12 protein-coding genes and 1 pseudogene are annotated in these 12415 nt (G+C 71.4%); 6 read left to right on the top strand and 7 right to left on the bottom strand.

Annotated elements, in window-relative coordinates; translation table 11 throughout:
• Positions 1 to 97: 97 nt before the first annotated feature.
• Positions 98 to 1330: pseudogene (locus DVH02_RS22170) on the top strand (dihydrolipoamide acetyltransferase family protein); the annotation flags it as partial.
• A 291-nt stretch (positions 1331 to 1621) separates the two neighbouring features.
• Entirely contained in the window at positions 1622 to 1777 is a 156-nt protein-coding gene (locus DVH02_RS35240; RefSeq protein ID WP_158575927.1) for a hypothetical protein, read from the top strand.
• A 177-nt stretch (positions 1778 to 1954) separates the two neighbouring features.
• On the opposite strand, the gene DVH02_RS22160 is transcribed toward DVH02_RS35240, so the two are convergent.
• The 5 genes from DVH02_RS22160 to DVH02_RS22140 all read right to left on the bottom strand — a co-directional run bounded on the left by DVH02_RS22160 (position 1955) and on the right by DVH02_RS22140 (position 6390).
• A complete protein-coding gene (locus DVH02_RS22160; RefSeq protein ID WP_114625574.1) occupies positions 1955 to 2533 on the bottom strand; it encodes a hypothetical protein in 579 nt (192 codons plus the stop codon).
• Entirely contained in the window at positions 2530 to 3813 is a 1284-nt protein-coding gene (locus tag DVH02_RS22155; RefSeq protein WP_114625573.1) for a DUF7224 domain-containing protein, read from the bottom strand. Before DVH02_RS22155 ends, DVH02_RS22160 begins: the two co-directional genes overlap by 4 nt.
• The gene (locus DVH02_RS22150) at positions 3801 to 4556 is read right to left on the bottom strand and encodes an ATP-binding cassette domain-containing protein (protein WP_114625572.1); all 756 of its coding nucleotides are present in this window, start codon (positions 4554 to 4556) and stop codon (positions 3801 to 3803) included. Before DVH02_RS22150 ends, DVH02_RS22155 begins: the two co-directional genes overlap by 13 nt.
• 116 nt (positions 4557 to 4672) lie before the next feature.
• Positions 4673 to 5173, bottom strand: a complete 501-nt coding sequence (locus DVH02_RS22145) for a hypothetical protein (RefSeq protein WP_114625571.1) — start codon at positions 5171 to 5173, stop codon at positions 4673 to 4675.
• 275 nt (positions 5174 to 5448) lie between these two features.
• Positions 5449 to 6390 carry a D-alanyl-D-alanine carboxypeptidase family protein gene (locus tag DVH02_RS22140; RefSeq protein WP_114625570.1) on the bottom strand — a complete coding sequence of 314 codons (942 nt, stop codon included), beginning with the start codon at positions 6388 to 6390 and terminating at the stop codon, positions 5449 to 5451.
• A 571-nt stretch (positions 6391 to 6961) separates the two neighbouring features.
• Between DVH02_RS22140 and DVH02_RS22135 the strand changes: the two genes are divergently transcribed.
• From DVH02_RS22135 to DVH02_RS22125, 3 genes are all read left to right on the top strand, one after another.
• Positions 6962 to 7279 (top strand): hypothetical protein, encoded by a 318-nt coding sequence (locus tag DVH02_RS22135; RefSeq protein WP_114625569.1) that lies wholly within the window; start codon positions 6962 to 6964, stop codon positions 7277 to 7279.
• A gap of 322 nt (positions 7280 to 7601) precedes the next feature.
• Complete coding sequence (locus DVH02_RS22130; protein ID WP_114625568.1) at positions 7602 to 8207, top strand: SigE family RNA polymerase sigma factor; 606 nt, start codon at positions 7602 to 7604, stop codon at positions 8205 to 8207.
• A 335-nt stretch (positions 8208 to 8542) separates the two neighbouring features.
• Positions 8543 to 10282, top strand: a complete 1740-nt coding sequence (locus DVH02_RS22125) for a long-chain fatty acid--CoA ligase (protein WP_114625567.1) — start codon at positions 8543 to 8545, stop codon at positions 10280 to 10282.
• 145 nt (positions 10283 to 10427) lie between these two features.
• Here DVH02_RS22125 and DVH02_RS22120 read toward each other — a convergent pair whose 3' ends face one another.
• Positions 10428 to 10835 carry a RidA family protein gene (locus DVH02_RS22120; protein WP_114625566.1) on the bottom strand — a complete coding sequence of 136 codons (408 nt, stop codon included), beginning with the start codon at positions 10833 to 10835 and terminating at the stop codon, positions 10428 to 10430.
• Positions 10836 to 10939: 104 nt separating this feature from the next.
• Between DVH02_RS22120 and DVH02_RS22115 the strand changes: the two genes are divergently transcribed.
• Positions 10940 to 11320: a winged helix-turn-helix transcriptional regulator gene (locus DVH02_RS22115; protein ID WP_114625565.1), complete on the top strand. Its 381-nt coding sequence runs from the start codon at positions 10940 to 10942 to the stop codon at positions 11318 to 11320.
• A 129-nt stretch (positions 11321 to 11449) separates the two neighbouring features.
• Here the strand turns inward: DVH02_RS22115 and DVH02_RS22110 are convergent.
• Positions 11450 to 12415, bottom strand: a 966-nt coding sequence (locus tag DVH02_RS22110) for a response regulator (RefSeq protein ID WP_147286104.1), incomplete at its 5' end; no start/stop codon positions are given.

Below are 12415 nucleotides of genomic sequence, written 5' to 3'. Positions count from 1 at the left end.
GGGGGGGCGGGGGGGGGGGGCGAGGGGGGGGGAGGTGGGGGGGGGTGGGCGGGGGGGTGGGGGGGGGGGGGTCGGGGGGGGGGTCGGGGGCGGGGTGGGGGGCGGGACGGCGGAGCCGGTCGCCGCGTCGGCTGCCGAGCCGTCCGCGGCTTCCGCTGCTGCCGCTTCTTCCACGGCCGCTCCGGCGACCCGTACCCCGGTTCTCGTCGGGTACGGAGTGGCCGAGGCGTCCACGAAGCGCCGGCCGCGCAAGGGGGCCCCGGTCCCCGGGCAGCAGGCACCGAAGCTGAACGGCCACGCGCAGGCGGTCGCGGCTGAGGCCCCGGCCCCGGCTGAGGCCCCGACCCCGGCTCCAGCCCAGGCCCCGGTCGCGTCCGGGACCCCGGCGGGGCGTCCGCTCGCCAAGCCGCCCGTACGCAAGCTCGCCAAGGACCTCGGCGTGGACCTGGCGACGGTCACCCCGACCGGCCCGAACGGCATCGTCACCCGCGAGGACGTCCACGCGGCGACAGCCCCCGCGCCCGCGCCCGCACCCGCGCCCGTGACGGTGACCGAACCGGTCGCCGCCCCCGCGCCCTCCGCCGTACCGGAACAGCCGAGCACGGTCGCCACCGCCCCCGCGGCCCCGGGGCGCGAGACCCGTACCCCCATCAAGGGCGTACGGAAGGCCACCGCGGCGGCCATGGTGGGCAGCGCCTTCACCGCGCCGCACGTCACGGAGTTCATCACCGTCGACGTGACGCGCACGATGAAGCTGGTCGAGGAGTTGAAGGCCGACCGCGAGATGGCGGGCCTGCGGGTCAACCCGCTGCTCCTCATCGCCAAGGCGCTGCTGGTCGCGATCCGGCGCAACCCCGAGGTCAACGCCGCCTGGGACGAGGCCAACCAGGAGATCGTGGTCAAGCACTACGTCAACCTGGGCATCGCGGCGGCGACCCCGCGCGGCCTCATCGTCCCGAACATCAAGGACGCGCACGACCAGCCGCTCCCCCGCCTGGCCGCCGCACTGGGCGACCTGGTCGCCACGGCCCGCGAGGGCCGCACCACCCCGGCGGCCATGCAGGGCGGCACGGTGACCATCACCAACGTCGGCGTCTTCGGCGTCGACACCGGTACGCCCATCCTGAACCCGGGCGAGTCCGCGATCCTCGCGGTCGGCGCGATCAAGCTCCAGCCCTGGGTCCACAAGGGCAAGGTCAAGCCTCGCCAGGTCACCACCCTGGCGCTCTCCTTCGACCACCGCCTGATCGACGGAGCCCTCGGCTCCCAGTTCCTGGCGGACATCGCGGCGATCCTGGAACAGCCGAAGCGCCTGATCACCTGGGGGTAGCCCACCCGTTCCGGCCTCCGGACGTCCCGTACGCACGCGCGTACGGAGACGCGACCGGAGGCCGGAACGGTACGCGTGCCGGAACGGTACGCGGCATCAAGCCCAAACGAGAGGCCCTAACGTCCCTCATGCTCTTTCGCGTAGGTCACGAGGTAGGCGACGCTGAGCAGGACGCCCAGCCCGCCGATCGCGAACAGCCCCAGAACGGTCGGCGCCCCGGCTCCGTCCGCCACCCCACGCGTACCTCACTGTCGCACTCGGTCGGGGTGATCGGGCAGCGGTGGGACGCGCGTGGTCGCCGTCCACGCGTATGCGCTCGCGCAGGGCGTAGGCCATGCTTCCCAGCTCACCGAGGTGATCGTCGTGGACGACCAGATACATCTGCCCGTTGACGTCGGTGTCCCCGCCGGCGTTCGCGGGCAGTTGATTCAGCCGCATCTGTGCTGACTTCCGGTCAGCGGCGTCCGCCTTGAGGCGTTCCCACTCGTCCCATGCCATGGGCCGGCTCCGTCCCCCGTCCGGCGGCCGTTCTCCGGCCGCCGCCAACCTCCATTCGATCATGTCGACTTGTCGGATTTCCAGATGGGAACGGATCACGAGGCGGCCCGCCGCCCGCGAGGGCCGCTACGCCCGCCGCCGTCCCATCGCCACCACCCCGCCCACCAGTACCAGCGCCGTCGCACAGGCGGCCAGCGGGTCGGTCACCGGTTGGGGGACGATGGCCCAGAGGCGGGGGGACTGGGCGTTGCGGAAGCCGGCCACGAGGACCAGGCCGAGCCAGCCCGCCGCCGCCGCGCCGGCCGCCGTCGTGCCGCCCCAGGCGCGGACGAGCAGGGCGAGGCCGGTGAGGAAGAGGGCGTTGCGGCCCGCCGCGAGCGCCGACGGCGCGTCGGACAGCTCCGAGACGGCCGCCCCCGCGGCGAGCGCGGCGGCCGCGGTGGCCAGGACCAGCAGCCGGTCGGCGGCCACCACCGGGCGTACGCCGGTCAGTTCGGCCTTCGGGAGCCGCCGGTCGAGGCAGACCAGGAGCGCCACGCAGACCGTGATCGGGGCGAACAGCATCAGCCGGATGCCCGCGGTGCCGTTCGGCGTCAGCGACGGTACGTGGACCGCCGTCTCGCCTGCCAGGGCCATCGCACCCGCGAACGTTGCCAGCCCGGCCAGCGGGTAGAGCGGGCGCCGTACCGTCGTCCAGTCGGTCACCGGCCCGCCGCCGATCCCGCGAGCAGGCCCTCGGTGTCCGGTTCACAGCCGTCGAGGAGCCGGGTGGTGTCGGCGAACCAGCCGCGCTGCCTCTCCCGGCTCCAGCCGCGTACGGTACGAGCCACCCGCAGGGAGTCCGGATCCGTCCGTGCGGCCAGCTCGGCGGCGGGCAGCCCGGCCGCCAGCCCGAGCCAGGCCGCTACCGGCCCCTCGTCGCGCCAGCCGTCCTCGGGCAGGTTCGGGCAGTCGTGCCACGCGGGCAGCGGGCCGAGCGTCACCACGGCTCTGGCCTCGGCCGGGGCGAGCCGCTCGGCGGGGGCGATCCGCCAGGCCCCGGCGGGCAGCGGCACATCGTCGGAGACGTACGCGAGGGACGTCGGCCGCCGGATCCCGGCGGCCTCCATGCGCGGCAGCACCTCGTCGAGCGCCGCCCGCAGCCGGGGCACTTCGGGCCGCAGCTCCTCGGGGACGCAGACGCGGGGCGCCGCCGTGTCGCACACCGAGGCGGCGGCCCCCGTACGCGGGACGGTCGGCACCCGGGTGTCGGCGCCGGCCACCAGCGCGTAGGCCGCGGCCGCCCCGGTGACCGCGCAGCACGCGCCGAGCGCGGCGCGCAGGCTCCGCCGCCGCAGCGGGGCGGCGGCGACGACGAGCACCGCGAGGGCCGCGCCGCCGGCCAGCAGCACGGGGGCGATCAGCGCGGACGGGGCGATGTCGTCGGTGACGGTGGCGCTGTCGACGAGGAGCCCGTTCAGATGCCGGACCCACGCGGCCTCCATCGTGGCGGGCACGCCCATCCAGAGGAACACCCCCACCAGCATCAGCGGGCACGCGATCAGGCGCGGCAGCACGGAGCCCGCCGCGAAGCCCAGGACCAGATGCGCGGCGACGACGGAGAGCAGCATCCCGAACGTGGGCAGATCGGCGAGCCGGGGCGCCGCGCCGACCATCAGCGCCGCCGTCGCGCAGGCCGCCAGCGTCGAGGCCACCGCGACCGCCGCGACCGGGAGCAGCGCGCTCCCGGCGATCGCGAGTCGCCCCCGTACCGGGGCCATGGACCAGATCCGCGCCGCGCGCAGCCGCCCGGCCGCCCAGGCGGCGAGGGCCGCGCAGCCGGCGGACGTCGCGAAGAGCGTGGAGCCCGTCACATGGGTGGTGAAGCCACCGTAGGAGGTGGCGCTGGAGTGCGCGAAGACGTACACGTACCAGCAGTTGAGGGCGGTGAGCGGCCCCGCCGCCCACAGCGCCGCGGTTCGGCCGGGGACGCTCAGGAGTCCCATCGGCCGGTCCTCTCGGTGAGGGTCTCGTACGCCGCCTCCGCCCGTCGGCCGACCGCCGTGCCGACGGGCGCGTGGTGCAGGAACTCCCGTACCCGGCCGCCGAAGACGATCTCTCCCGAGACCAGGACGAGGACGTTGTCGTAGGCCGTGTCGAGGTCCGCGGTGTCGTGCGTGGAGAGCACGACGTGCACGGAGGCGGGCAGCGCGCCGAGGACGTCGTGGAAGACGCGCCGTTGACGCGGGTCCATTCCGGCCGTGGGCTCGTCCAGCAGCAGCACCTCGGCGCCGTGGACGAGGGACTGCGCGACCCCGACCCGGCGGCGCTGGCCGCCGGACAGCCGGTCGACCGGGATGCGCGACTGCCGTGCCAGCTCCACCTTCCGCAGCGCCCGCAGGGACTCGTCCCACGCCGCAGAGCGTGACATGCCCTTCAGCCATCCCACATAGGCGACCTGCTGACGCGCGGTCAGGCCCGGTACGGATTCGACGTCCTGGGGCAGCCAGGCGACGCGCCTGCGGTACTTCTTCAGCGACCGGGGGTCGGTGGAGTCGATGCCCCGGTACGAGACGGTCCCCGACCTGGGGCGCAACGCGGAGGCCGCGAGCCCGAGCACGGTGCTCTTGCCTGCTCCGTTGGGGCCGAGGAAGACCGTACGGCCCTTGGGCATCAGACAGTCGAGGGCGTCGAGGACGCGCCTTCTCCTGTGGTAGCCGAAGGAACATCCGGTGAATTGAAGAGGCATGGGATGCGGCTCTCCTGGCATGAGGGAGCGCGGCGGCGGGAGGGAGAACGCGGTGGCGTAGGGGAGCGCCGTGGTGCGATGAGCCGGCCGCCACCGCGCTCGGCGGTGGGGCTCTTTTAGTAGGTGACCTTCACGGTTTTGACGTTCATCCGCAGATTCCCGCCGCCGCCGTTGATCTTCTTGATGGTGAAGTAATAGCGGGAATTCCGCTCCCGGGCTCCCCAGTCGCCCTTCGACGTCCCACCGTTCTTGCACGCGCTGAACGTCTTCTGCCCCTGGCTGATGTCGGGAAGCACCGGACGGGCGCGGGTGAGTTCGACCGTGGTGTCCTTGAAGGTCGCGCCGGGCAGCGAGCAGCCCGTGAAGTGGATGACGGTGGAAGCCCTGCCCGTGTGCTCCCAACTGCTCGATTCGAAGCCGACCATGACCTCGTGCAGGTAGCTGTTGAGCGTGCCCGCCCATGCCGGGCCGGTGAGTGACAGGGCGAGCCCCGTGGCCGCGAGGACGGTTCCGGTACGCCGTGCGATGCGGTGGGCCGAGTGATTGCGCAAGACATCTCCCTCGTTGACGCCGATCCAGAGCGGCCGGGCGCCGAGGCGCCCGGTTTGCCAGATCATGGTGGGGATGTCCTGCCGGGTTCAGGGCTTAATCGCCTTCGTAGCCCAATTGTGATCCATATGGCAGTTCATATTATTTTGTACGTTCATTTTCCTCGTTCATTTGCCCTTGGCATAGTTCGACGCCCGTCCACGCGTGCGGCGTCCGCCCGTGTTTACGGCATCCGCTTGCGTGCGCGGCGTCCGTCCGTGTGCGCGGCATACGGAAGCGGGGCCACCCGGAGCTGTCGCGCTCCGCGGCGGCCCCGCGTCTTTTCTGCGTCCCGTCCCTGGGATCAGTCGCGCTGGGCGTCCGTCGGCAGGGAGCGCAGCTTCATGGTCGTGGCCGTGCTGGAGCCGAAGCCGTAGTCGAGCATCTTCGCGGCGTCCTTGTAGCGGTCGGAACCGTTCAGGACGACGCCGACCAGGGTCTTGCCGCCCTTGGTCGCCGCGAAGACCAGGCACGGGCCGGCGCTCGTGCCGGTGCCGGTCTTGATGCCGATGGCGCCCTTGTAGGAGCCGAGGAGCTTGTTGGTGTTGTACCAGGTGTACGTGCGCTTGCCGCCCGTGCTGGTCGGGGCCGTGCCTTTGTAGGACGTGGCCTTCACGACCGTACGGAAGTTGGCGTTCTTCATGGCGTACTGGGCGATCTTCGCCAGGTCGCGCGGGGTGGTGTAGTTCTTCCCCGCGCTCGATATGCCGTCGAACGAGTCGAAGCTGGTGTTCTTGAGCTTCAGCGCCTTCGCCTTCGCGTTCATCTTCGCGATGAACGACTTGGTGCGGGCCGCGTTGGTGGAGCCGGTACCGAACGTGTCCGCGAGCGCGTACGCCGCGTCGCAGCCGGAGGGCAGCATCGTGCCGTACAGCAGCTGGCGGACGGTGACCTTGTCGCCGGTGCGCAGATCGGCGGTGGAGCCGCCTTCCTTGGCGACGTAGTCGCGGTAGGCCTTCTTGACCGTCACCTTGCGGTTCAGGTCGACGCCCTTGGTGCTGAGCACCACGGCCGCCGTCATGATCTTCGTCGTGCTGGCCATCTGGCGGCGGGTGTCGGGGGTCTTGCTGAAGACGGTGGCGCTGGAGGCGTTGTTCAGCAGGAAGGCGCCCTTGCCGCTCACCGACGGCTTGGCCGCCGCCTGGGCCGGTGCGGCCAGGGCGGAGACGGAGAGGAGCGCGCCGGCGGTGAGGGCGACCACGGCGGCCCTGCGCGCGCCCGGGTGGCTGGATATCAAAGGAAACACTCCGAATTCACATATGCCTGGAAATGCGACGAAGTCGGACCGCGGACAGAAAAGGGTCCCGAAAGGAGACGCACGAGAATATCGAAGGGATGTACGAGATACCTCGGCGGGTTCGATGGAGCGTCAGGGGTCCGGTGTGCGGCTTCCGGGTGCTCGGCTTTCCTGGTGCGTCGCGTCCCGGTGCGTCGCGTCCCAGTGCGTCGCGTTCCGGTGTGCGGCCTTTTGGTGTGCGGCCTTGCGGTGTGCGGCTTTCTGGTTCGAACGTGTGACCGACGAAAAGGGAGGGGGCTCGCGGTGCCCGGGACCCGAAGCGGTCCGGGGCCGCCGCTCCTGAAGCGCTCACGGCGGTGCGGTGTCGGGCTCGGCGGCACGCGGCGGTCGGGCCGGAGTTTTGGGGGCGCATAAGGGGTTTATCTACTTGTCCTCACGCTTGCGAGGGAATAAGGGCCTCCAGGCTGGTTCGAGCGGTATTCGGTGGGCAATTCTGTGACCGCGACGTCGTCACCACGACCGAGGCGGTCGGCCAACTGCCCCGGATCAAGCCGTACTTCTGGTTCCTGGAGGAATTGACATGGCAAGCTTCCGTACCGCCCGTGCCATCGCTGTGGTCGCCGCCCTGCCTCTCGCCGCCACCCTTTTCACCGGGGTCGCCCAGGCCGATGACCACGCTCTCGCCGACAAGGGAGCGAACGCGTCGGCGGCCACCATCGCGGGCAGCGGGGTGCGGGGCGACAACTTCGGCAACTCGACCACCACTCAGCAGGTGGCGACCGGCGCCGGAGCGTCCAATCAGAACAACACCGCGAACGTGATCGGCTCCGGCCTGACGGCGATCGACCAGTCGAACCACAACATCTCCGTCGCCTACAACGTTCCCTTCTGGTGGTAGGACCCCGGCCCGACGGGGGGTGACTGAGGGGTGAGTGGGATACGGCGTCCCGCGTGGCGGCACTTCGGTGCCGACGCGCGGGACGCCTCCGCGTTTCGGCCGGGCCGCCTCCGCGTTCGGGCCGCCTCCGCGTTCCGGCCGGGAGGACGGTGCCGCGTCGGCCGGGAAGACGGTGCCGCGCGGCACCGGACCCTGACGGTTCCGTACGCCTGCCTCCACCTACAGGAGGTGGAGGCAGCCCCACCCCTACACCCAGAGGCGGACATCGCTTCGGGACCTGGGGGCGATCCCCCGGGGCACGCATCGCTCCTAGCGTGGAGCCATGACCACGCCTGTCTGCACGAGCGCCTCACAAGCCGCCAAGTCGGCCGCGCACTCGTCGTACCCGACCTCCTCGTCGTCGTACGTGCCGCACGTGTCCCACGTGCCGCCCTACGCGTCGTTCGCCTCGTATGTACGGGCGCGGGGGCCCGTACTGCTGCGTACGGCGCGCTCGCTGACCGCCAACCCGTGCGACGCTGAGGATCTGCTCCAGACGGCGCTCACCAAGACGTACGTGGCCTGGGACCGCATCGAGGACCACCGCGCCCTGGACGGCTATGTCCGCCGCGCCCTGGTGAACACCCGCACCTCGCAGTGGCGCAAGCGCAAGGTCGACGAGTTCACCTGCGACGAGGTGCCAGAACCGGTGGGCGTCGTCCCCGAGCCCGACCCCGCCGAGCGGCAGGCGCTGCACGACTCGATGTGGCGTGCCGTGATGAGACTGCCCGACCGGCAGCGCGCGATGGTCGTCCTGCGCTACTACGAGGATCTGAGCGAGGTGCAGACGGCCGAGGTGCTCGGCGTCTCGGTCGGTACGGTCAAGAGCGCGGTGTCGCGTGCGCTCGGCAAACTCCGGGAGGACCCGGAACTCTCCCCGGTGGGGTGAGCACGCCCCGGACTTCTCGCCTCCTCATCCTCAGCTCCCGCCGCCGCCGCTGCCCCTCCTTCCCTCCTCCTTCGCTGCCCCGGGCCCGGCTCGCCCCGGCCTGGCCCTGTGGCCCTGTTGGGCCCTGTTGAGGGCTCCGTGCTGCCGTCGGGCGGTTCCGGTCCGTCCCGGGTAGTGACATACGGCGCGGTACATGGGAAGAATCTTCACAGCGCAACGCCTTCCGCCTGCGCCCTTCGACGCTTCGCTGCTTCACGGTTCGCCGCGCTCCGCCGCTTTTCCGCTCCGCCGCTCTGTCTCCGCAACGCAGCGCCAGCGCCTACCGGGAGGATGTCGTGCTCAGCACCATGCAGGACGCACCGTTGACCGTGACCCGCATCCTGCACCACGGGATGACCGTCCACGGCGGCTCCCTGGTCACGACCTGGACCGGCGGGGGCGAGCCGCAGCGCCGTACCTTCGCCGAGATCGGCGCCCGCGCGACCCGGCTGGCGCGCGCCCTGCGCGATGACCTCGGAGTGACCGAGGGAAGTGTTCTGGGCACGCTGATGTGGAACAACGCCGAGCACGTCGAGGCGTATTTCGCGATCCCCTCGATGGGCGCCGTCCTCCATACCCTCAACCTGCGGCTCCCGCCCGAGCAGCTCTGCTGGATCGTCGGCCACGCCGCCGACCGCGTGATCATCGTGAACGGCTCCCTGCTGCCGCTGCTCGTCCCGCTCCTGCCCCACCTGCCGACCGTCGAGCACGTCGTCGTCTCCGGTCCCGGCGACCGGGGGCCGCTGGTGGAGGCGGCGGGGAAGGCGGTGGCGGTCTCGGGTGCGGCCGTGCGGGTGCACGAGTACGAGGAACTGGTCGCGGATCGTTCCGCCGCCTCCGACGACGGGGCCGTGGGCTCAGGCTCCCGCTCAGGCCCCCGCCCCGGCTCCGTCGCCTCCTTCGACTGGCCCGAGCTGGACGAGCGGGCCCCGGCGGCCATGTGCTACACCTCCGGGACCACCGGCGACCCCAAGGGCGTCGTCTACTCCCACCGGTCGGTGTATCTGCACTCCATGCAGGTCAACATGGCCGAGTCGATGGGGCTGACGGACAGGGACACCGCGCTCGTGGTCGTTCCGCAGTTCCATGTGAACGCCTGGGGGCTGCCGCACGCCACGTTCATGACCGGCATCAACATGCTGATGCCCGACCGCTTCCTCCAGGCCGCCCCGCTCGCCGAGATGATCGAGCGGGAGCGCCCCACCTTCGCCGCCGCCGTGCCCACCATCTGGCAGGGGCTGCTCGCCGAGGTCACCGAGCACCCGCGCGACCTGTCCTCCATGACCCGCGCGACCATCGGCGGCGCCGCCTGCCCCCCGGCGTTGATGGAGGCGTACGACAAGATCGGGGTGCGGCTCTGCGTCGCCTGGGGAATGACGGAGACCTCGCCGCTCGGCACGATGTCCAATCCGCCCGCCGGACTCTCCGCCGAGGAGGAATGGCCGTACCGCGTGACCCAGGGCCGCTTCTCGGCCGGGGTCGAGGCCCGGCTCGCCGGACCCGAGGGCGACATCCTGCCGTGGGACGGCGAGTCGGCCGGTGAACTGGAGGTGCGCGGCCCGTGGATCACCGGGTCGTACTTCGGGGGCGTGGACGGCGAACTGATCAGGCCCGCCGACAAGTTCAGCGAGGACGGCTGGCTGCGTACCGGAGACATCGGGGTCATCAGCCCGGACGGCTACCTGACCCTCACCGACCGGGCGAAGGACGTGATCAAATCCGGCGGCGAGTGGATCTCCAGCGTGCATCTGGAGAACGCGCTGATGGCCCACCCGGATGTGGCGGAGGCCGCGGTGGTCGCCGTACCGGACGACCGGTGGGGCGAGCGGCCCCTGGCGACCGTCGTCCTCAAGGAGGGCGCAACGGCGGACTACGCGGCACTCCGGGAGTTCCTCGCCGGGAGCATCGCGAAGTGGCAGCTGCCGGAGCGGTGGGCGGTGGTCGGCGCGGTGCCGAAGACGAGCGTGGGGAAGTTCGACAAGAAGGTGATCCGGAGGCAGTACGCGGACGGCGAGCTGGACGTCACCGAGCTGTAGCTGTAGCTGTAGCTGTAGCTGTAGCTGTAGCTGTAGCTGTAGCTGTACCTGTACCGCTACAGGTACCTGTAGCGGTAGTTGTGGCCGCTGTCAGCTGGTGGAGGCGCGGCCGTGGCTGGTGAAAACGCGGCTGTGACCGCGCTGTTCAGTCGATGACCGCGGTGGCCTCGATCTCCACCAGATGCTCGGGTACGTCCAGCGCCGCGACTCCCAGCAGCGTGGCCGGCGCCGCAGGAGTGGTGCCCAGCTTCGCGGCGGCCCGCGCGATGCCCTCCATGAGCAGGGGCATCTTGTCGGGGGTCCAGTCCACGACGTGGACGTTCAGCTTCGCCACGTCGTCGAAGGAGGCTCCGGCCCCGGACAGGGCGGTACCGACGTTGAGGTAGCACTGTTCGACCTGGGCGGCGAGGTCGCCTTCACCGGCCGCGTCCCCTGCGGCGCCCCAGGCGACCTGCCCGGCGACGAAGACCAGCTTCGAACCGGTCGCCACCGACACCTGGTGGTAGGCGCCGATCTCCGGCAGTCCTTCGGGGTTCAGCAGGGTGATGGTCATCCTGTTCGTCTCCTCCGTCACTCAGTCACTTGTGGTTACTCAGGAACCGTAGGAGAGTCTGCGGTGACATGGAAGAACGCACTTTTCAGTGACTGGGGAACCCGATGGTGACCAAGGAGTACACGGGCTCGCCCGAGGACGCGGACCTGTCGCGCGCGGACTCGCTGGCGCGGGAGATCTTCTCGGACGTCGCCAACAAATGGGCGCTCCTGATCATCGAGGTCCTGGGTGACAGCACCCTGCGCTTCAGCGAGGTGCGCAAGGGCGTCGACGGCATCAGCCACAAGATGCTCACCCAGAACCTGCGCATGATGGAACGCAACGGCCTGGTCGAGCGGACGGTGTACCCCACCGTTCCGCCCCGGGTCGACTACACGCTCACCGAGCCGGGCCGGGCGCTGCGGGCGACGACCCATGTGATGTGCGACTGGACCCACCAGTACCTCGGCCACATCGAGGCGGCGCGGCGCGGCTTCGACGCCTGAGGCCCGGTTCGGCGGCGCCTGGTACCGATGGGATGGCCGATGGGAGGACCGCCCCTGGTCGGATGCCCGGTCCCGTCGGATGCCCGATCCCCGTCGGATGCTCGACGCCGGTCGGATGCCCGACCGGCGTCAGTTCGTGCCGATCTTCGCGAGCAGGTCGACGATCCGGTCCTGTACCTCCGAGGTGGTCGACCGCTCGGCCAGGAACAGCACGGTCTCGCCCGAGGCGAGGAGGTGCAGCTCCTCCTCGTCGATACCGGTCGAGGTGTATATCACCAGCGGGGTCCTGTTCAGCTGGCCGTTCGCGCGCAGCCAGTCGATGATGCCCGCGCGGCGGCGCCGTACCTGCATCAGATCCATGACCACGAGGTTCGGTCGCATCTGGGCGGCGAGATTGACCGCCTCGTTGTCGGTGGCCGCCCGCGCGACCTGCATCGCGCGCCGTTCCAGCGTCGCCGTCAGGGCGAGCGCGATCTCGTCGTGCTGCTCGATCAACAGGACGCGCGGCGGGTGCTGTTCGCTGTCGCGCGGTGCGAGGGCCTTGAGGAGTACGGCCGGATCGGCTCCGTACGCCTCTTCCCGCGTCGCCTGGCCGAGACCCGCCGTCACCAGTACGGGGACCTCGGCGGCGACGGCGGCCTGGCGCAGCGACTGGAGCGCGGTACGGGTGATCGGCCCGGTGAGCGGGTCGACGAACAGGGCGGCGGGGAACGCGGCGATCTGGGCCGCGACCTCGTCGCGTGAGTGCACGACGACCGGACGGTAGCCGCGGTCGCTCAGCGCCTGCTCGGTGGCGACGTCCGGTGCGGGCCAGACCAGCAGCCGACGCGGGTTGTCGAGCGGCTCCGGGGGGAGTTCGTCGTCGACGGGCTGCGGCTGGGGCCGGTTGGCGACCTCGACCGCGCCGCCGGGGCCGTCCAGCGGCTCGGGGCCCTCGGCGCCCTCGTCGGGCGCCCCTATCGCGTACGAGCGGCCCTCGGGGCGCGCGGCGGGCAGGCGCAGGCCGCCCCCCTGGGTGGCGCCGCCGCCGGGGCCCGTGCCGGGGGCGGCGCGGGTGCGCGTGGCGCCGCGGCCGGTGCCGCCGCAGGTGGGGAC

This window comes from Streptomyces corynorhini, assembly GCF_003346515.1.
Taxonomy (GTDB): domain Bacteria; phylum Actinomycetota; class Actinomycetes; order Streptomycetales; family Streptomycetaceae; genus Streptomyces; species Streptomyces corynorhini.
Note: the sequence above shows the minus strand (reverse complement) of the source record. Positions and strands in the feature narration are given on the sequence as shown.